The following is an 18862-nucleotide window of genomic DNA, read 5'->3' as shown; positions in this document are numbered from 1 at the left end:
GGATCGCGATGATCCGGGCCGGCGTCGACCCGAGATCATAAGCGTGATCGTTGGTCATAAGGGGGAGCGGGATGCGGACACCCCGCGCCGGTCTCAGCGCACCCGTTCCAGAACCTGGTTCAGGAGCACGGCGCCGAGGATGATCCCGCCGCGCACGACGTATTGCCAATATTCGCTGACATTCATCAGCGTCATGCCGTTGGAGATGCATCCAAGGAAGAGCACCCCGATCAGCGTGCCCCAGATCCGGCCCTTGCCGCCAAAGAGCGAGGTACCGCCGATGATGACGGCCGCGATCACGTCGAGTTCCATGCCGGTCGCCGTCGTCCCGGTGCCGGCCCCGATCTGCGAGGCGATCAGCGTGCCGGAGACGGCGGTTAGCGCGCCGGTCAGGCCCAATGTCAGCGCCTTCACCTTCCAGATGTCGATGCCGGAGAGACGTGCCGCCTCCATGTTGCCGCCGACCGCGTAAACCTCACGGCCGAAGCTTGTGTACTTCATCAGGAAGTGCATCGCCGCGAAGGTCAGCGCAAAGATATAGACCGGGAACGGAATGCCGAAGAGATAACCGCCGCCGAGGAAATCGAAACCGAGCGGGAAGGACGACATCGGGAAGCCGCCGGTGATCAAATTGGCGACACCGCGGAGTGCCGCGAAAAGCGCCAGGGTGGTGATGAAGGTCGGCACGTTGAACCACTGCCGGAAACGGCCGGTGAGATAGCCGAGCGAGAAGCCGAGCAGAAGTGCCACCGCAAAACCGACGGTGACCGCGCCCCAGTCACCGAACGTGTCGGTGAAACGGTCGGCGAACCAGGCAACGATGCAGCCGGCGAGCGCGGCACCGGCGCCGACCGAGAGATCGATCTCCCCGCTGATGATAACCGCCGTCATGCCGAAGGCGATGATGCCGAGCATCGAGACGGTACGCAGCACGTTCAAGACATTGCTGGTGGAGGCGAAGCCCGGTGCGACGAAGATCAGGAAAATCACCAATGCGGCGAGAATGATCTCCATCGGGTAGGTTTTCAGAAACTTGAGCGGCGTGTTCTGTCCGCCTGTTTCCGTGGTCTGGCTCACGAGTGTCATTGCTTGGCCCCTTCCATGCACAGGCCGTAGAGTTCGGTCAGGTCGGTTTTCGTCGGATCCACTTCGGCGACGACGGCGCCGTGATGCATGACGAGGATGCGGTCGGCGACTTCCAGCACCTCCTCGAGCTCGGTCGAGACAAAGAGGCTGGCAAGGCCATCGGCGGCCTGTTGCCAGATGATGTCGAAGATCTGGCGCTTGGCCTGGACGTCGACGCCGCGGCTCGGCTCATCGAAGAACATCACCGACGGCTGCCGGTTCAACCATTTGCCGATCACCACCTTCTGCTGGTTGCCGCCCGACAGCGACGACACGGGCAGTTCCGGATCGCCGCACTTGATGTGCAGATCGGCGATCTGGCGGCGCACGTGCGGCTGTTCGCGGCGGCGCGAAATGAAGCCTCTGTTGGAGATCGGGCCGAGGCTCGCCATGCAGAGATTGTCGGCGGTCGAAAGCGACTGCACGAGGCCGACCTCCTTGCGATTTTCCGGCGTGTAGCCGAGTCCCGCCTTGCGCATGTCGCGTGGGCTGGCACCGGTCATATCGCGACTGTTGAACGTCACTGAACCGCTGTCGATCCGGTCGGCGCCGAAGATCGCCCTCATCAGTTCGGTGCGCCCGGCGCCGAGCAGGCCGGCGATTCCGAGGATTTCGCCCGGATAGAGATCGAAAGAAACATTCTGAAAATGCCCGGAGCGGCTGAGATCCCGCACCTCGAGCACCGGCCGGGTGCGATCGAGCGTGCGCCGCGGCGGCCGCGTTGCGCGGGCGGCATCGCCGAACATCATGCCGACGATCGCCGAAGGCGTCGTCGCCTTCATCTCGACCGCGCCGATGTAATGGCCGTCGCGGATCACCGTGCAGGTATCGGCAATCTCGAAAAGCTCGCTCATCCGATGGGTGATGTAGATCATCGTCACGCCGCGGGCGCGCAGCCGTTCGATCAGTGCGAAGAGCTGCTTGACCTCGCGCGACGCCAGCGCCGAGGTCGGTTCGTCCAAGAGCAGGATCGACGGGTTGAAGGACATCGCCTTGACGATTTCCACCACCTGCTGCTGGCCGACGCTCAGCGCCGAAACCGGCTGGCGGGAATCGATCGCAAGCCCCATGTCGGCAAGCAATTCGCCGGCGCGCTTGTGCAGGCCCGCCCAGTCGACGACGCTGAAACCGGCGCGACGCCGATGCGGCAGCCGGCCGAGAAAGATGTTCTCGCCGACAGAAAGCTCCGGCACCAGCGAGAGCTCCTGGTGCACGGTGACGATGCCGGCGGCAAAGGCATCATGCGGCGAGGTGAAATGGCGATCCTCGCCATTGACACTGATCGTGCCCGATGTCGGCTCGGTGACGCCGGCAAGCAGCTTGACGAGCGTTGATTTGCCCGAGCCGTTCTTGCCCATCAGGGCATGCACCTGGCCGGGGGCGAAGCTGTGGGTGAATTCGGAGAGGGCGACAGTCGGACCGTAACGCTTGGTCACGGCCCGAAAGTCCAGCCGTCCCTGCACCCCTTGCAACGCGGCTGAACTCGGTTGCGGATAGCTCATGCGGATTTCCTGCTGTGCAAGACGAGGGAGTGGCGGGCGCGATGTCCCGCCGCTCGGCTGACGTCAAAACCCAATCACTTCAGCGCCTTCAGGCCTTCCTTGTAGGCCGCGACCGCCTGCGTATCGGCGCGCGTCAGAGGCAGCACCGGCACGTTGACCTTGGTCTCGATCTTCTTGCCGTCGAGCAGGTTCTGTGCCGCTTCGATCGCCTGCTTGCCGACCTCGAGCGGCTGCTGCGCCGTCGTTGCCTGCAGTACGTTGTCGGAATTCAGCAACATGTTGGCGAGCTGCTCGGAACCGTCGGTGCCGAAGACGAAGACCTTGCCTTCGAGGCCTGCCTTTTTCACGGCCTGGACCGCACCGATCGTGCCGCCCTCGTTGGCAGCGTAGATCACCTGGATATCGGGATTGGCCGTCAGCATGTCGCTTGCGACCGCGAGCGCCTTTTCGGCAAGCCAGGCATCCTGCTGGGCGACGATATCGACCTGGTCCTTGACGACGCTTAAGAACCCGTCGACGCGGGCGTTCGACTGTTCAGGCAGCAGTGCCTTGAAGGCGAGCGTGCCGATCTTGACCTTGCCACCATTGCCGAGGGTCTTCAGGAAGTCGGTTGCGGCGTTGCCTGTGCCGATGCCGATATCGCGGTCCGAGCTCGTCACCGTCGCCTGGGCGACGTCGCCATTGGCCGAAGTGCCGTAGGTGACGACCGTGATGCCAGCATCACGCGCCTTCTTCAGCGCCGGCACCGAGGCATCGGCCGAAAGCGGCGCCACGACGATCGAGTTCACGCCGCGAGCGATGTAGGTGTCGATGAGCTGCGCTTCCTTCTCCAGCTTGCTGTCGCTGTTGCCGGCGAGAAGCTCGTCGCCGGCGGCTTCCGCAGCCTTCTCCATGCCGATCTGGATGCCGCGGAAATACTGGTCCTGCTGGAAGACGATGCCAGCGATCGCCTTGCCGCCAGCAAAGGCTGCGCCCGGCGCAAAGCTGACGGTGGCAAGAAGTGCGGCAAGCGCCAGACGTTTCATGTTGCTCATATTGGTTCTCCTCCCAAGTGCCCTGTTCGTGCCGCCGGACCAACGGGCGAAAATCCGGCAAATGGCTGCCCGCACCGCGTGAAGCGCGGTTCGGACCCAATCTCCAAATGTTTATCGTGGCTGCGAGCTGCCCGGCACGGCATCGACGAAGCGGATGCCGAACTCCAGATGACGGCTCATCAGGTAGACATAGGCGATGCGGTCGCGCGCCCTCAGCGCCCGGATGATCTCGGCATGCGCCTCGAAGGTCGCCGCGTGCACCGGACGTTCGGCCTTGCCGAGCCGCATGACCTCCTCGATCACCGAACGCAGCATGTGATAGGCGGCAAGCGTCGTGCGGTTGCCCGAGAGTTCGACGATCGCCGAATGGAACTCATAGTCGCACTGTGCGGCTGCCTCGACGCTCTCGGCCTCAAGGATCCTGGAATTGATCGCATCGAGCCGGTCGAAATCGGCGTCGCTGGCCGTCAGGATGATGTGTTCGCCGACACCGGTCTCGATGATGCGGCGGAAGCCCTGCAGGTCATGAAACGAGTCCGGTGAGATACCGTTGTGAAAGGCAAAGAGCCGGCGGATCGCCTCGCCGTGGCCACCGCTGATCACGGCGCCCACCTTCGGCCGGGTCTCGACCATGCCATAGGCGCGCAGCACCTGCAGCGCCTCGCGCACGGTGTTGCGGCCGGCCTGGAACTGTTCGCCGAGATCACGCTCGGTCGGCAACGCGTCACCGACACCAAGGCCACGCTCAGAAATCATGTCGCGGATCTGCTCGACCAGCCGATCGACGGCCGAGGTCTTGCCCGGCTCCACGGCCTCGACGCCCGACAACACCTCTTCCCTTACCGAACTGCTCACCGGCTCTCCTCCCTGCGATGCCTTATTTGTTGGTCCAGATTGCAGTTTCCGTCAAGCGAAAATTTGAAGGCCTCAGCTTAATCGGTGATTTTCACGCGAAATCTCCGCTTTCAGACTTGAATTGTTGGACCAATGGGACATTATTGCCGGGCGTGGTCCAACAATAGCCACGGAAGCGGGTAGGAGTTCTGCATGAGACTGATGGAAGAGTGCTTTCGCTGGTACGGGCCCAACGATCCGGTGCCGCTCAGCCACATCCGGCAGGCGGGCGCCACAGGGATCGTCTCGGCGCTGCATCACATTTACGACGGCTCGCCGTGGTCCGATGAGGCTATCCTTAAGCAGAAGGCGCTGATCGAGGCGGCCGGCCTGCGCTGGAGCGTCGTCGAGAGCATTCCGGTGCACAATTCGATCAAGCTCGCGACGCCAGATAGCGATCGCTATATCGGCTGGTACAAGGATACGCTTCGCGCCCTGGCACGTTCGGGCATCAGCATCGTCTGCTACAACTTCATGCCGGTGGTCGACTGGACGCGCACGGAACTGATGCAGCCTTTGGCCAATGGCGGCTTTGCGCTGCGCTTCGATGCTGTCGATTTTGCCGCTTACGACCTCTTCGTCCTGCAGCGTCCGCATGTGGAGGACAGCTACTCAACGCAGCAGATCGCCGCCGCCCGCCAGCGTTTCGACGAGATGGACCAGGCGAAAATCGACCGGATCGAACGCAATCTGATCGCCGGTCTTCCGGCCACCGAGCGCCAGTTCAACCGGGCGAGCTTCCTCGCAGCCCTCTCGGAATATAATGGCGTCACCGCCGACATCTTGCATGAGAACCTCGCGCGCTTCCTCAGGGAGATCGTGCCGGTCGCAGAAGAAGTCGGTATCCGGCTCTGCGTCCATCCGGATGACCCAGCCTTCTCTCTCTATGGCCTGCCGCGGATCGTTTCGACGCCGGCCGACGTCCGGCGCATTCTCGCTGCCGTCGACAGTCCGGCCAACGGCATCACCTTCTGCACCGGCTCTTACGGCACACGCGCCGACAACGATTTGCCGGCCATGGTGCGCGAATTCGGCCCGCGCATCCATTTCGCCCATCTGCGCAACGTCCAGCGCGAAGAAGACGGATCCTTCTACGAGGCCGACCATCTTGGCGGATCGAGCGACATGCCCGCGGTGATATTGGCATTGATGCAGGAGCAGGAGCGCCGCGTCCGCGAGGGTCGCACCGACTGGCAGATCCCGCTTCGGCCCGATCACGGCCATCTGCTCGCGGACGATATCGGCAAGGAGCGGATCAACCCCGGCTATTCGCTGATCGGGCGCTTGAAGGGTCTCGCAGAAATCAGAGGCGTCATGCAGGGCATTGCAACGGCCATGGCGCACAAGGATTGAGGGAAGACATGAAACATTTTGAAGACGATACCGAACTCTTTACCGCCATGCGCAGCCGGCTGTTCACGGCCGTGGTCGGCGACATTCTCGACACGATGGGCCTGCAGCACCAGTTCCTGCCGCCGCAGATCAAGGCGCTGCGCGACGACATGGTCGCTGTGGGCCGCGCGATGCCCGTGCTGGAGGCGGATTTTTTCGCGACCGCTGAGGCCGGCGGCCATTCGGAATTCAGCGCCAAGCCTTTCGGCCTGATGTTCCATGCACTCGATAGCCTGAAGGAAAACGAGATCTACGTCTGTTCCGGCTCGTCGCCGCGCTATGCGGTCTGGGGCGAACTGATGTCGACGCGAGCAATGAAACTCAAGGCGGCCGGTGCGATCTGCGACGGCTATTGCCGCGACAGCGCCGGCATTCTCGCGCTCGATTTCCCGACCTTCTGCTACGGCTCCTACGCCCAGGACCAGGGCCCACGCGGCAAGGTCGTCGACTACGGCATCCCGATCGAGATCGGCGGCATCCGCATCCGGCCGGGCGACATCCTCTTCGGCGACCGCGACGGCGTGCTCGTCATCCCGAAGGAGGCGGAGCGCGAGGCGATCGCGCTGGCGCTGGAAAAGGCCGAGACTGAAAACAAGGTGCGGCTGGCGATCGAGGCCGGCATGAGCACCGTCGAGGCCTTCGAACGCTTCGGCGTCATGTAACGACAGAATGATGAGGTGCCGGGAGACGGCGCCTCACCTCAACCGGCTCAGATCCACGGGGCGACCGTTGATGATCGCCTCCATCGAGAAGAAGCCGGTGACCGTGGCGAGGTCGAAATTGGTGATGAGCTTCTGGTAGAAGGTGTCATAGCCGCGCATGCCGCGGGTCACCACCTTGATCAGATAATCCCAATCCCCGCCGATGCGATAGAAATCGATCACCTCCGGCAACCGCTCGACATGCTGCCGAAAACCGTCGCTCCATTCCTTGGAGTGATGGCGGGTGCGGATCATCACGAACACGGTGAGATCCAGCCCCAAAGCGTCGAGATCGATGTCTGCATGCGAGCCCCGGATCACACCGATTGCCTGCAGGCGCTGGAGGCGCCGCCAGCAGGCGTTTTGCGACAGGCCGACCTTTTCGGCCAGATCCCGCTGCGACAGCGACGAATCTTTTTGCAATGCGGTAAGAATGTTCAGATCGAAAGCATCGATTTTGAGCGACGATTCGATCATTTGACACAATTCCTCGATGAAACCGCAGAAGATAGGTGAGGTTTTCGACCCTGGACGGGATTACAATTGCTGTCAATGTCCGCTCCGAGGAGTAAGCGCGATGATCGTGCCCGCCGTCCACCAACCCTGCGAGGCGCTCTCGCCGCTCGCCCGGTTCCGCCAGTCCCTGAACCGGCCGGGTCTCGTCGCCGAGCTACGCGACGACCTGGTCGGAGCGAAGGCGCGGATCGCCGGTCCCTACGGCACGAAGGCACTGGTCTATGCCGACTACGTCGCCTCCGGCCGCGCGCTGCGCGTGATCGAAGATTTCGTGCTCGAAGAGGTCCTGCCTTACTACGCCAACAGCCACACCGAAGCCTCCTATTGCGGGGGCTTCATGACCCGGATGCGGCGGGAAGCGCGGGCGCTGATCGGGGAATTCTGCGGCGCCACGGCCGACCATGCCGTGATCTTCACTGGCTCCGGTGCGACCTCCGGCATCAACCGTCTGGTCAAGCTCGTCGGCGTTAGCGACGCGGTTGCTGCCGGCCAAACCGTCCGCGTCATCATCGGCCCCTACGAGCACCACTCCAACATCCTGCCCTGGCGCGAAAGCGGCGCTGAGATCGTTGAGATCGCCGAATGCCCGGCGGGTGGACCGGACCTCACGGAACTTCGCAAAGCGCTGAGCGTTGGCTCGTCCGACCTGACAGTCTGTACCCTCTCGGCCGGCTCGAACATCACCGGCATCACCAGCGACGTGGCCGCGATCACCCGCATGGTCAAGGCTGCCGGTGCGAAGATGATCTGGGACTATGCCGGCGCCGGCCCCTATGTTCCAATCGCCATGTCTCCCGTTTCCGGTGCCGAGATCGACGCCATCGTCGTCTCGCCGCACAAGTTCATCGGTGGCCCGGGTGCTTCCGGCATCCTGATCGTTCGCCGCGACAGTGTCACGACCGACAAGCCGACCTGGCCGGGCGGCGGCACGGTGAAGTTCGTTTCGCCGGATACACACGACTACAGCGCCAACATCGAGGCCCGCGAAGAGGCCGGAACGCCGAACGTCGTCGGTGACATCCGTGCAGCCCTTGCCTTCATCGTCAAACACGCGATCGGGCTTGAGAGCATGGAGCGGCGCAACCGCGAACTGGCGGAGCAGGCATTTGCCGCCTGGAGGGCCATTCCGCAACTGGAACTGCTCGGCTTGCAAGAACCGGACCGGCTGCCGATCTTTTCGTTCCGCATCAGGAACGGCAAGGGCGGCTATGTCCACCAGCAGCTCGTCACCCGCATGCTGAGCGACCGCTTCGGCATCCAGGCGCGCGGCGGCTGCGCCTGCGCCGGACCTTACGTTCATCGGCTGCTGTCGATCGATGCCGAGCACTCCGAACAGATCCGCCAGGCGATCCTTGCCGGCGAGGAAATCGAGAAGCCGGGTTTCACCCGGCTGAACTTCAGCGTGCTGCTTTCGGAAGACAAGGTGAAGTACATTCTCGATTGCGTCACGCAGCTCGCCGCCGACGCGCCGAGCTTCGAAGCCGATTACGATTTTGACCCCGCCCGCGCGATCTTCTTCCCGTGCGCCGCGGCTGAAGAGGCCCTCGCCTATGCATAAGCCCGATGTGACCGGCTTCTACGATCCCCGCACCGGCAGCATCCAATATGTCGTCGCCGACCCGGCGACGGGCAAATGCGCGATCATCGATCCGGTGCTGGACTTCGATGAAAAGTCCGGCTCGACCGCGACGCGGAATGCCGATGCGATCCTCGACCATATCGCCGCCAAGGGTTTGACGGTCGAGTGGATCCTCGACACCCACCCGCACGCCGACCATTTCTCGGCGGCGCGCTACCTCAAAGCAAAGACCGGCGCGCCGACGGCGATCGGCGAACATGTGAAGGGCGTGCAGCGGATCTGGAAGGAGATCTACAACTGGCCGGACTTCGCCTGCGACGGTTCGCAATGGGACCGGCTGTTTGCCGACGGCGAGACGTTTCAGATCGGTGAGCTCAAGGCCCACGTCATGCATTCGCCGGGACATACGCTCGCCTCGATCTCTTACGTGATCGGCGACGCCGCCTTCATTCACGACACGCTGTTCATGCCCGACAGCGGCTCGGCCCGCGCCGACTTTCCGGGCGGAAGCGCTGCCGACCTCTGGCGCTCGATCCAGGCCATTCTGGCACTGCCGGACGAAACACGGCTCTTCACCGGCCACGACTATTGCCCCGGCGGCCGCGAGGCGCGCTGGGAAAGCACGGTCGCCGAACAGAAGGCCACGAACCCGCACGTTGCCGGCAAGTCCGAGGCCGATTTCGTCGGCCTGCGCGAGGCGCGCGACCGCACCCTGCCGATGCCGAAGCTCATCCTGTACGCGCTGCAGGTGAACGTGCGTGGCGGCGAGCTCCCTGTCGCCGAGGACAACGGCCGACGCTACCTGAAGATACCGCTCAACGCGCTGCCCGGTTCGGTCTGGGGGTAGCGGCATCGTGGCGGACCCCTTCCAGCAGATGCTGCTTGCGATCGGCTCCGGTTCGCTCACCGGCTTCACGCTCGGCCTGATCGGCGGTGGCGGCTCGATCCTGGCGACGCCGCTCCTGATCTATGTCGTCGGCATCCGCGACGTGCACACCGCGCTCGGCACCGGAGCGCTTGCGGTTTCCGCCAATGCCTATCTCAACCTGATAAGCCACGCGCTCCGCGGTCATCTCTGGTGGCGCTGCGCGCTGATCTTCACGGTCGCGGGTTCGCTTGGCGCCTTTTTCGGCTCCAGCCTCGGCAAGCTGATCGATGGCCAGCGATTGCTGTTCCTCTTCGGCCTCGTGATGATGTTCGTCAGCTTCGCCATGCGGAAGGTCAGGTGCGACACGGCGGCGACACCGCAGTCGCTTTCGCTCGGCACACACGCCAAGACCGGCTTGACAGCGCTTCTGACCGGCACCTGTTCCGGCTTCTTCGGCATCGGCGGCGGTTTCCTCATCGTTCCCGGACTGCTGCTTGCGACCGGCATGCCGCTCATCAACGCTGTGGGCACGTCGCTGCTTGCTGTCGGCACCTTCGGCCTGACGACCGCGATCAACTATGCCGCCTCTGGATTGGTGGATTGGCGCATCGCCGGCTACTTCATCCTGGGTGGCGTCGCGGGTGGCGTGATCGGCACGATCGTTTCGACGCAGCTTTCGACCCAGCGCGATACGCTGACCAAGATTTTCCGTGCGATCATCTTTTCCGTCAGCCTTTACGTTCTCTGGCGCAGCTACGGAGCCGTGTGACCGGCTTCGCCGTCCGCAATCCATATGACGGCGCGACTGATCGGTCCTTGGCCGGAAACATACGCAGCGAGTCCGGAATCGTACTATCTGGATCATTCAAGACAACGGCGTGGCGTGTTTTAATCCTGTCAGCACTCTTTCGGACAGGAATAATCCAATGACCGTTCAATCCATGGACCTCTCGAACAGCACGCCGTTGACCCGCAGGTCGATCTCGCAGCTTCCGATCAACCTGTTCGCCTCGGTAATGGGCATAACCGGCCTGAGCCTCGCCTGGCGCGAAGCCACCAGGACGATCGGTCTGCCGGCCCTTCCCGGCGAATATGTCGGCTGGCTCGGGACTTCGATCTTTCTAAGCCTTGCGCTCGGCTACGCTTTCAAGTGGCACCGCCATCCGGCCACGGTCGTCGCCGAATTCGCCCATCCGGTTCAAAGCAACTTCTTCGCAACGGTCGCAATCGGCTTGCTTCTGCAGTCAGCTTTTCTCAACCGCTATAGCCCGCTGCTGTCAGAAGTCGTCTGGACGGCTGCGTCGGCGCTGACCTTCGCCCTCGCCTATGTCGTCGCCAGGGGCTTCCTCGGCCGGCAACAGTCGCGCGATACGACGCTGCCGCCGCTGCTCATCCCCGGTGTCGCCACTCTGGATATCGCCGTTACCGGCCACGCCATGCCGTTCGCCTGGGCACATGAGGTCAACATGCTTGCCTTCTCGGTCGGCAGCGTCATCGCCGCAGTCTTCATTGCGCTGATCTTCTCGCGGTTGCGCCATGAAGATCCACTTCCGGCGCTGGCTCGGCCGTCTCTCATGGTTCTGGTCGCCCCCTTTGCCGTCGGCTTCCTCGCCTATACCAATGTCACGGGTTCGGTCGATCTCTTCGCCACGGTCCTGTTCTACTTCGCGCTGTTTCTGATGCTCGTCCTGTCGCCGATGGTATTCCGCTCCCATGTCCCCTTCAGCGTCGGCTGGTGGGCGATCAGCTTTCCGCTTGCTGCGCTCTCGATCGCCTTCTTCCGGTATGCTGCGTCTGCCGAGAGCACCGTCCTCACCGGGCTGGCTGGACTGTTCTTTCTGTTTCTGGCTGGCGCGATTGCGGTTGTCTTCTATCGGACGATCAGCATCATCCTCACCGGCAGATTGTTCGAGGTTCGCTAATGGCCGTTCACAAAGTCGCGATCGTCGCAATGCAGGGCGTCCAGCTCCTCGACGTTATCGGCCCTTCGGACGTGTTCGCGGAGGCCAACCGTCAGAGTGGCACCGACCATTATTCGGTGGAGGTCGTCAGCGCCTCCACCGCCCCGGTGCGTGGGTCTTCCGGGCTGACCCTCCTTCCCGACCGTGCGATGGATGACGGCATTGCCGACATCGATACCCTGCTGGTTGCCGGGGACCCGCTCATTCACGAACGACCGCTTCCGATATCGCTTCTGACTTGGGTGAAGGACGCATCCGCCCGTGCCAGTCGCTTCGGATCGGTATGCTCCGGCGCCTTCGTGCTCGGCGAAGCGGGCCTGTTGAACGGCAGGCGGGCGACGACGCATTGGTCGCAAGCGGCGGAATTCGGCAAGCGCTTTCCGGAGGTGAAGCTCGAGCCCAACCGCATCTTTACCAAGGACGGCAATGTCTGGACCTCGGCGGGCGTGACAGCCGGCATCGACCTCGCACTTGCCATCGTCGAAAAGGATCTCGGCCTGGACATCGCCTTGAAAGTCGCGCGTGAACTTGTTGTCTTCCTCAAGCGACCCGGCGGCCAGACCCAGTTCAGCACGCTCCTTGCCGGCCAGCTTGCGCAGAAGACCCCTATTCGCGCGGCGCAGGACTACATTGCCGACAACCTCTCTGCCGATCTCGGTGTCGGGGCGATCGCCAGGCGCACCGGCATGAGCGAGCGAAACTTCTCCAGGCAATTCAAGCAGGAGGTGGGCATGACGCCGGCTGACTATGTTGAGAGCATGCGGCTTGAGGCGGGGCGCAGATTGGCCGAAGACACAAGCATCCCGCTCAAAAAGATTGCGACCGATATCGGCTTCCATGACGATATCGCCTTCCGTCGTTCCTTCGTTCGTCGATTCGGCACGTCGCCGGCGGCTTATCGAAAGAGCTTCGGCTCCTAAGCCTCGCTCAAGGCCCGCGCCGTTACCGCCACCGGAGAAACCAGCATGTTCGACCTGATCATCCGCAATGCCAATCTTCCGGACGGACGGCTTGGCGTCGATGTCGGCGTCAAGGGCGGCAAGATCGCAGCGATCGAGATGGCTCTTGCCGCGACAGCGGGCGAAGAAATCGACGCCACCGGCCGCCTGCTCAGCCCGCCTTTCTGCGACCCGCATTTCCACATGGACGCGACGCTGTCGCTCGGACTGCCGCGGATGAACATTTCGGGCACGCTGCTGGAAGGCATCGCGCTCTGGGGCGAGCTGCGCCCGATGTTGACCAAGGAGGCGCTGGTCGAGCGGGCGCTACGCTATTGCGACCTCGCCGTCAGCCAGGGCCTTCTTGCCATCCGCAGCCACGTCGACACCTCCGATCCACGGCTGGTGACGGCCGAGGCACTGCTGGAGGTAAAGGAAAAGGTCGCGCCCTATATCGACCTGCAGCTCGTCGCCTTCCCGCAGGACGGCTATTTTCGCGCGGCCGACGGCGAGGCTTCACTGAACCGCGCACTCGATATGGGCATCGGCATCGTCGGCGGCATCCCGCATTTCGAGCGCACGATGGAAGATGGCACCCGCTCGGTGGAAGTGCTCTGCCGGATCGCCGCAGACCGCGGCCTGCCGGTCGACATGCATTGCGACGAGACCGACGATCCGATGTCGCGCCACATCGAGACGCTGGCGGCTCAAACGGTCCGTTTCGGACTTCAGGGCCGCGTCGCCGGATCGCACCTGACTTCGATGCACTCGATGGACAACTACTATGTCTCCAAGCTGATCCCGCTGATGGCGGAGGCGGAGATCAACGTGATCCCCAATCCGCTGATCAACATCATGCTGCAGGGACGCCACGACACCTATCCCAAGCGCCGCGGCATGACGCGGGTTCGCGAGTTGATGGCGGCCGGCCTCAACGTTTCCTTCGGGCACGACTGCGTCATGGATCCCTGGTACTCGATGGGTTCGGGCGACATGCTGGAAGTGGCTCACATGGCCATCCACGTGACGCAGATGGGCGGGATCGAGGACAAGCGCAAGATCTTCGACGCCATCACCGTGAATGCAGCGAAAACCATGGGCCTTGAAGGCTATGGCCTCGACGTCGGCTGTAAGGCCGACCTCGTCCTGATGCAGGCGGCCGATGTCAGCGAAGCGCTGCGGCTGAAACCGAACCGGCTCTGCGTGGTCAAGGGCGGCAAGGTCATCGCCAGGACGGCGCCGCGCATCAGCGAACTGCTTCTCGACGGCCGGCCGGCCTCCATCGACATCGGGCTGGATTACATCCCGCAGACGTCGGCGCCCTGAGCTTTCGGACTTCGATTTCAATCCTCGAAGTCGCCGAAGACGTTCTGTAGCCGAGTAAGCTGGGCGACGCGCTCGCCGACCTCGTCGCCGAGGACGACGATGATGTTGCTCAGAAGCAGGTCCATGACCGCGACGGTCGTTGCTGCTCCATCCCAGAGCGGACCATGGGACCCGGGCACGACGAGGCAGATGTCGGAGACCTCCGGCGCCCAGGGGCAGAACTCGTCGGTGAAGAGGATGACCTTGACGCCGGCCCGACGCGCCTCCTCCGCCAAGGGCCGCGCCTTGGCGGCGAAGCGGCGTACGTCGTGCAGGAACAGCACGCGTCCCTCGACGGAACCGTCGAGCAGCTCGGCATAGGTGCCGTTGAGGCCATCGACGAACTGCACCCGCGGCCGGGTATAGGATAGCTGGCTCGCGAAATACTGCGCGATGCCGCGTACGTTCTGGTAGGCAGCGACATAGACCTCGCTGGCAGCAATCAGAGCGTCGATCGCCTGCTGCCATTCCGGCGCGGTCGTCAACTCATAGATCATGCCGAGATTGTCGATCTGCTGCTGGATCAGGCCGGCAAGCAGCTTGCCTTCGCGGTTGTCGTCGCGCAGACGGCCAACCGATCCCTTCACCTGCCAGGCAGGATTGTTGGAGCCGTCGCGCCGAAGCTCGAGTTTCAGCTCGTCGAGACCGTCGAAGCCCATGCGCCGAAGATAACGCCCGACCGTCATCGGCGAAACTTCAAGCCGGGTCGCGATCGAACGCGCCGTCTCGAAGGGAATGTCGGCCAGATTACGCTCGATGTAGTTGGCGATGAGCTTATCAGATTTCGAGCGTCTGAGCTCGTCGCTGCGCACCAGCTTCAGGATTCGCTGCGCCACGTCCCCTCCCCTTGCATGATCGGAGCGGGACGCCGGCAAGCTAGCGCCGCATATCCCGCTCCGTCGCATCGCCTGTTTATTGCGCCGTCTTCACCTTCGTCCAGACCCGATCGAGCTGGCGCACGCCGGGGCCGAGATCTTCGAAGATCTGCAGCTTCTGCATGGTTTCCGGCGGCGGGTTGATTTCCTTGCTATTCTTGATCTGCTCGGGGGTCAATTGCCGCGCAGGCACGTTGGCCGTGCCGTTCGTCTGCTGCTCGATGTTGAGCGCCGCCACTTCGGGACGCGTGTAGAACTGCATGAACTTTACGGCGTTCTCCTTGTTCGGCGCGGTCTTCAGAACGCAGATATCCTCCTGATACATCGTCGCGCCTTCCTCCGGGATCACGTAGCCGAGATCCTTCGGATTGCCGAAGACGTCGACCATCGAGCCGACGAAGAAATGACCGGCCGCCACATCGCCGGCCGCGACCATCGGGCGGGTGTCATAGGTGAAGGCGGCGACATCCGGCTTCATGGCGATGATCGTATCGGCCGCCTGCTGCAATTCGGCAGGGTCGGTGGAATTGACCTTGTGGCCATTGAGGATGAGGCCGACCGACAGCACCTCGCGCATGTCGTCAAGCAGCGTGAATTTCAGGCCTTTGGCCTTCACGGTTTCGATCAGGTCGCGCCAGCCGGTCACGTCCTTGCCGAGCAGCGTGCGGTTATAAAGGATACCGACCGTACCGAAGGCATAGGGCAGGCAATATTCGCCCTTCGGGTCGCTCTTGGCGCGCAGGAACGTCGGGTCGATATTCTTGAAGCCCTCATAGGTGTTGATGTCGGTCTTTTCGAGCAGGTCGAGCTTGGCCATGATGTCCTGCATGTGCACCGACGGGAAGACGATGTCGTAACCCGTGGCGCCACCCTGGATCTTCGCCAGCATCTCCTCGTTGGAGGAATAGGTCGAGAGGTTGACCTTGATCTGGGTCTCCTCCTCGAACTTCTTGAGGACAGCCGGATTGATGTATTCGCCCCAGTTGTAGATGTTGAGCTCGGCCGCTTGCGCCGTGCCGAAAAGGGCTGTCAGCGTCGCGAGGGACAGTGCCACTGTGCGCGCACGGGTCGCGAAGGCTCTCCTGCCCCCGCGGGTCGTCCCGTTTGTCATCGTCATCGAAATTCTCCTCTGATGGTTCTGGCCGGACGGCCTGACACGACCTTGACCGGCCGCTTCCGGATCACGGCTTCTCGTGGCCGTTGACTCCGATAGGCAAATGGTATCCATATATCGAAAACGCACAAGCGTTATTTGAATAACATTTTGGGGAACAGAAGTATGCAGAATTCCATCGTCCGGCTGGTGGAGGCGAGCAAGGCCTTTACCACTCCGGAAGGCGGCACCGTGACCGCTCTCGACCGTATAAATCTCGATGTCCGCCGCAACGAATTCCTGACCTTGCTCGGTCCCTCCGGTTGCGGCAAGACCACACTGCTGCAGGCGATCAGCGGCTTCGTCGAACTCGACGGCGGCTCGATCCTGATCGACGGCGAGGACATGACCGACCGGCCGCCCTATCGTCGCCCGGTCAACACCGTCTTCCAGAACTACGCGCTGTTTCCACATATGACCGTCGGCGAAAACGTCGCCTACTCGCTGGAGGTGGCGGGCGTTGCCAAGCCGCAGCGCCGGGAAAAGGTCGCGTCCGCCCTGAAGATGGTCGGGCTCGAAGGCATGGAAGCACGCAAGCCGCGCCAGCTCTCCGGCGGCCAGCAGCAGCGGGTGGCGCTCGCCCGCGCCATCATCGCCCGGCCGAAGCTGCTTTTGCTCGACGAACCGCTGTCGGCGCTCGACAAGAACCTGCGCCAGGCCATGCAGATCGAACTCAAGACGCTGCAGAACGAGCTTGGCATCTCCTTCATCTTCGTCACCCATGACCAGCAGGAAGCGCTGACGATGTCGGATCGCGTTGCCGTGCTATCAGGCGGGCGCATCCAGCAGCTCGATACGCCTCGCGCCATCTACGACCATCCGGTCAACACGTTCGTTGCAACGTTCATCGGCGCCAGCAATCTGTTCGAAGGCAGGCTCGACGGCGACCGGTTGATGACGGCTGACGGCATGGCGATCCGCCACCGGCCCTGCGAGCGGAAGATTTCGGCAGAGGCAACGGCGCTGATCCGTCCGGAACAGTTCTTCCTCGCCGAGGACAACGCTCCCTTCCCGACGATCGACGTCGATCTCGACCAGATCGTCTTCGTCGGCTCCACCTTCGAGCTGTTCGGTCGCACCGCCGAGGGCCGCAAGGTCGTCGCCGAGATTCCGGCCAACCGCCGCAGCCTCGTTGGCACGGTCGAGCAGACCCGTAAGGCGCGACTTGCCTATGATCCAGCCGCCGTGCACCTGATTGGCGAAAGCGCAGGTGCCTAAGATGACGATCGCCAGTCGCCGCCGCTTCCAGCTTGCACTCCTGCTCGGGCCCGTCTCGGCCTTTCTCGCCGTCTTCTTCCTCGGGCCGCTCGCGATCATGATCGTGACCAGCTTTCTCGCACCCGGCCTTTATGGCGGGGTGGAATGGACCTTCTACCCGCATAATTTCGGCCGCATTCTCGGCTTCGCCGATCCGATGTTCGAGGAGTTCGATCCGATCTACATCGCGATCTTCCTGCGCTCGATCGAGATCGCGGCCCTTACGGTGCTCGCGACCCTCCTCGTCTGCTACCCCGCGGCCTTCTGCATCGCCCGGCTTTCCGACCGCTGGAAGAACTTCTGCCTGTTCCTGATCACACTGCCCTTCTTCACCAGTCTGATCGTGCGGCTGTTCGTCTGGGTGCTGATCCTGCGCCAGACCGGCCTCGTCAACGAAGTGCTTCTATCCACGGGGCTGATCGAACGGCCGCTCGACCTGATCTACACCAAGGGCGCGATCATCCTCGGCATGACCTATGTGTTCATTCCCTTCATGTTCATGCCCGTCTATGCCAGCGTCGAGAAACTCGACTGGACGCTGGTGCGCGCCTCGCTCGATCTCGGCGCCGGCCCCGTGCGCACCTTCTTGCGCATCATCCTGCCCTTGACCGCACCCGGCATCGCCGGCGGCTCCGTCATCGTCTTCATCCCGGCGCTCGGCAACTTCGTCGTGCCGGCGGTGCTTGGTGGCGCCAAGGTGATGATGTTCGGCAACCTCATCGAGCAGCAGTTCCTCGCCGCCCGCAACTGGCCCTTCGGTGCAGCACTGGCGATGATGGTGATGAGCGTCATGCTGATCATGATGATCGCCCATGTCATCCTTTCCGGACGGCGCGGCGCTGCCGCCGCACTGGCACGGTGAGGCGCCCATGAAGATCGCTCGATCCCTTTTTACCGGTGGCCTGCTTGCCTACACCGGCTTGTTCTTCGCCTTCATCTACATCCCGCTCGTGGTCATCGCCATCTATTCGTTCAACGCCAATCCGGTGAACATGATGACCTGGACCGGGTTCACCACCGAATGGTACGCTCAGGTTCTCGGCTTCAAGACCAAGGTCTCCGAGAGCGCGCTCTACATCGAATCGACGGGGCAGCTGCTGCAGGCGGTGTGGAACAGCCTGGTCATCGCCGCCTCGACAACGGCCATTGCAACCGTCTTCGGCACGGCGATCGCGATTGCGCTCTACCGCTTCGAATTTGTCGGCCAGCGCTTCTACCGGGTGGTGATGTTCATGCCGATGCTGATGCCGGATATCGTGCTCGGCATCGCGCTCCTGATCTTCTTCGTCAATTCCGGCATCCGGCTGGGCCTGACGACGATCATCATCGGCCAGTGCACCTTCCTGATCTCCTACGTCTTCATCGTCGTCTCGGCCCGCCTTGCCGGCATGGATCGCACGTTGGAACACGCGTCGGCCGACCTCGGCGCCAACGAATGGATGACCTTTCGTCGGGTGGTGCTGCCGCAGCTTTTCCCGGCGATCGTCGGCGGCGCGCTGCTCGCCTTCATCATCTCGATGGACGATCTCGTCATCACCTATTTCATCGCCGGCGTCGATGTCACGACGCTGCCGATGTTCATCTTCTCCATGCTTCGGCGCGGCATCAAACCGGAGATCAACGCCATCGCCGTGATGATGCTGACCTTCTCCTTCGTCGTCGCCTCGCTCGGCCTTTACCTTCGCTCCCGGCAGAAATGATC

The 18862-nt window shown here is 62.8% G+C and carries 18 protein-coding genes; 11 read left to right on the top strand and 7 right to left on the bottom strand.

Features of this window, described 5'->3' with window-relative positions:
• Positions 1-93: 93 nt before the first annotated feature.
• The 4 genes from OVA00_RS04310 to OVA00_RS04295 form a co-directional block, all read right to left on the bottom strand.
• A complete protein-coding gene (locus tag OVA00_RS04310; protein ID WP_034787896.1) occupies positions 94-1086 on the bottom strand; it encodes an ABC transporter permease in 993 nt (330 codons plus the stop codon).
• Positions 1083-2627, bottom strand: a complete 1545-nt coding sequence (locus tag OVA00_RS04305; RefSeq protein ID WP_082566297.1) for a sugar ABC transporter ATP-binding protein — start codon at positions 2625-2627, stop codon at positions 1083-1085. Before OVA00_RS04305 ends, OVA00_RS04310 begins: the two co-directional genes overlap by 4 nt.
• Before the next feature lie 74 nt (positions 2628-2701).
• The gene (locus OVA00_RS04300; protein WP_051659114.1) at positions 2702-3661 is read right to left on the bottom strand and encodes a substrate-binding domain-containing protein; all 960 of its coding nucleotides are present in this window, start codon (positions 3659-3661) and stop codon (positions 2702-2704) included.
• Positions 3662-3772: 111 nt separating this feature from the next.
• Positions 3773-4516 carry a FadR/GntR family transcriptional regulator gene (locus OVA00_RS04295; RefSeq protein ID WP_051659113.1) on the bottom strand — a complete coding sequence of 248 codons (744 nt, stop codon included), beginning with the start codon at positions 4514-4516 and terminating at the stop codon, positions 3773-3775.
• Positions 4517-4717: 201 nt separating this feature from the next.
• Between OVA00_RS04295 and uxuA the strand changes: the two genes are divergently transcribed.
• Together uxuA and OVA00_RS04285 are read left to right on the top strand one after the other, a co-directional pair.
• Positions 4718-5908, top strand: coding sequence for a mannonate dehydratase (gene uxuA, locus OVA00_RS04290; protein WP_268088500.1), 1191 nt, complete (start codon positions 4718-4720; stop codon positions 5906-5908).
• A gap of 8 nt (positions 5909-5916) precedes the next feature.
• Positions 5917-6609 carry an RraA family protein gene (locus OVA00_RS04285; RefSeq protein WP_034787868.1) on the top strand — a complete coding sequence of 231 codons (693 nt, stop codon included), beginning with the start codon at positions 5917-5919 and terminating at the stop codon, positions 6607-6609.
• A 33-nt stretch (positions 6610-6642) separates the two neighbouring features.
• Here OVA00_RS04285 and OVA00_RS04280 read toward each other — a convergent pair whose 3' ends face one another.
• The gene (locus OVA00_RS04280; RefSeq protein ID WP_034787865.1) at positions 6643-7125 is read right to left on the bottom strand and encodes an Lrp/AsnC family transcriptional regulator; all 483 of its coding nucleotides are present in this window, start codon (positions 7123-7125) and stop codon (positions 6643-6645) included.
• Between the two features lie 100 nt (positions 7126-7225).
• Here OVA00_RS04280 and OVA00_RS04275 point away from each other — a divergent pair, with 100 nt between their 5' ends.
• The 6 genes from OVA00_RS04275 to OVA00_RS04250 all read left to right on the top strand — a co-directional run bounded on the left by OVA00_RS04275 (position 7226) and on the right by OVA00_RS04250 (position 13836).
• The gene (locus OVA00_RS04275) at positions 7226-8722 is read left to right on the top strand and encodes an aminotransferase class V-fold PLP-dependent enzyme (RefSeq protein WP_082566296.1); all 1497 of its coding nucleotides are present in this window, start codon (positions 7226-7228) and stop codon (positions 8720-8722) included.
• Entirely contained in the window at positions 8715-9590 is an 876-nt protein-coding gene (locus tag OVA00_RS04270) for an MBL fold metallo-hydrolase (protein WP_134886307.1), read from the top strand. Before OVA00_RS04275 ends, OVA00_RS04270 begins: the two co-directional genes overlap by 8 nt.
• Positions 9591-9618: 28 nt before the next feature.
• A complete protein-coding gene (locus OVA00_RS04265) occupies positions 9619-10380 on the top strand; it encodes a sulfite exporter TauE/SafE family protein (RefSeq protein WP_060517834.1) in 762 nt (253 codons plus the stop codon).
• A 157-nt stretch (positions 10381-10537) separates the two neighbouring features.
• Complete coding sequence (locus OVA00_RS04260) at positions 10538-11533, top strand: SLAC1 anion channel family protein (protein ID WP_268088093.1); 996 nt, start codon at positions 10538-10540, stop codon at positions 11531-11533.
• Positions 11533-12492, top strand: a complete 960-nt coding sequence (locus OVA00_RS04255; RefSeq protein WP_060517832.1) for a GlxA family transcriptional regulator — start codon at positions 11533-11535, stop codon at positions 12490-12492. Before OVA00_RS04260 ends, OVA00_RS04255 begins: the two co-directional genes overlap by 1 nt.
• Before the next feature lie 45 nt (positions 12493-12537).
• Positions 12538-13836 (top strand): amidohydrolase family protein, encoded by a 1299-nt coding sequence (locus tag OVA00_RS04250; RefSeq protein ID WP_268088091.1) that lies wholly within the window; start codon positions 12538-12540, stop codon positions 13834-13836.
• Between the two features lie 17 nt (positions 13837-13853).
• On the opposite strand, the gene OVA00_RS04245 is transcribed toward OVA00_RS04250, so the two are convergent.
• Both OVA00_RS04245 and OVA00_RS04240 read right to left on the bottom strand, forming a co-directional pair.
• Entirely contained in the window at positions 13854-14711 is an 858-nt protein-coding gene (locus OVA00_RS04245) for a MurR/RpiR family transcriptional regulator (protein WP_043614025.1), read from the bottom strand.
• A 76-nt stretch (positions 14712-14787) separates the two neighbouring features.
• Entirely contained in the window at positions 14788-15867 is a 1080-nt protein-coding gene (locus OVA00_RS04240; RefSeq protein ID WP_234852724.1) for a polyamine ABC transporter substrate-binding protein, read from the bottom strand.
• Between the two features lie 162 nt (positions 15868-16029).
• Here OVA00_RS04240 and OVA00_RS04235 point away from each other — a divergent pair, with 162 nt between their 5' ends.
• The 3 genes from OVA00_RS04235 to OVA00_RS04225 are packed head-to-tail and all read left to right on the top strand — an operon-like array spanning position 16030 to position 18860.
• Entirely contained in the window at positions 16030-17121 is a 1092-nt protein-coding gene (locus OVA00_RS04235) for an ABC transporter ATP-binding protein (protein WP_034787836.1), read from the top strand.
• A gap of 1 nt (position 17122) precedes the next feature.
• A complete protein-coding gene (locus tag OVA00_RS04230; protein ID WP_034787833.1) occupies positions 17123-18022 on the top strand; it encodes an ABC transporter permease in 900 nt (299 codons plus the stop codon).
• Positions 17973-18860, top strand: a complete 888-nt coding sequence (locus OVA00_RS04225) for an ABC transporter permease (RefSeq protein ID WP_268088089.1) — start codon at positions 17973-17975, stop codon at positions 18858-18860. Before OVA00_RS04230 ends, OVA00_RS04225 begins: the two co-directional genes overlap by 50 nt.
• The last annotated feature ends 2 nt before the right edge of the window (positions 18861-18862 follow it).

Origin of the sequence: Ensifer sp. SL37 (assembly GCF_026672675.1) — a bacterium.
Lineage (GTDB): Bacteria > Pseudomonadota > Alphaproteobacteria > Rhizobiales > Rhizobiaceae > Ensifer > Ensifer adhaerens.
Note: the sequence above shows the minus strand (reverse complement) of the source record. Positions and strands in the feature narration are given on the sequence as shown.

Excerpts from the sequence above, each read along its gene's own strand:
- OVA00_RS04230 (WP_034787833.1), top strand. The coding sequence starts at position 17,123 with ATGACGATCGCCAGTCGCCGCCGCTTCCAGCTTGCACTCCTGCTCGGG.
- OVA00_RS04280 (WP_034787865.1), bottom strand. The coding sequence starts at position 7,125 with ATGATCGAATCGTCGCTCAAAATCGATGCTTTCGATCTGAACATTCTT.
- OVA00_RS04275 (WP_082566296.1), top strand. The coding sequence starts at position 7,226 with ATGATCGTGCCCGCCGTCCACCAACCCTGCGAGGCGCTCTCGCCGCTC.
- OVA00_RS04260 (WP_268088093.1), top strand. The coding sequence starts at position 10,538 with ATGACCGTTCAATCCATGGACCTCTCGAACAGCACGCCGTTGACCCGC.
- OVA00_RS04240 (WP_234852724.1), bottom strand. The coding sequence starts at position 15,867 with ATGACGATGACAAACGGGACGACCCGCGGGGGCAGGAGAGCCTTCGCG.
- uxuA (WP_268088500.1), top strand. The coding sequence starts at position 4,718 with ATGGAAGAGTGCTTTCGCTGGTACGGGCCCAACGATCCGGTGCCGCTC.
- OVA00_RS04305 (WP_082566297.1), bottom strand. The coding sequence starts at position 2,627 with ATGAGCTATCCGCAACCGAGTTCAGCCGCGTTGCAAGGGGTGCAGGGA.
- OVA00_RS04235 (WP_034787836.1), top strand. The coding sequence starts at position 16,030 with ATGCAGAATTCCATCGTCCGGCTGGTGGAGGCGAGCAAGGCCTTTACC.
- OVA00_RS04225 (WP_268088089.1), top strand. The coding sequence starts at position 17,973 with ATGTCATCCTTTCCGGACGGCGCGGCGCTGCCGCCGCACTGGCACGGT.
- OVA00_RS04255 (WP_060517832.1), top strand. The coding sequence starts at position 11,533 with ATGGCCGTTCACAAAGTCGCGATCGTCGCAATGCAGGGCGTCCAGCTC.
- OVA00_RS04265 (WP_060517834.1), top strand. The coding sequence starts at position 9,619 with ATGCTGCTTGCGATCGGCTCCGGTTCGCTCACCGGCTTCACGCTCGGC.
- OVA00_RS04310 (WP_034787896.1), bottom strand. The coding sequence starts at position 1,086 with ATGACACTCGTGAGCCAGACCACGGAAACAGGCGGACAGAACACGCCG.
- OVA00_RS04270 (WP_134886307.1), top strand. The coding sequence starts at position 8,715 with ATGCATAAGCCCGATGTGACCGGCTTCTACGATCCCCGCACCGGCAGC.
- OVA00_RS04250 (WP_268088091.1), top strand. The coding sequence starts at position 12,538 with ATGTTCGACCTGATCATCCGCAATGCCAATCTTCCGGACGGACGGCTT.
- OVA00_RS04300 (WP_051659114.1), bottom strand. The coding sequence starts at position 3,661 with ATGAGCAACATGAAACGTCTGGCGCTTGCCGCACTTCTTGCCACCGTC.
- OVA00_RS04285 (WP_034787868.1), top strand. The coding sequence starts at position 5,917 with ATGAAACATTTTGAAGACGATACCGAACTCTTTACCGCCATGCGCAGC.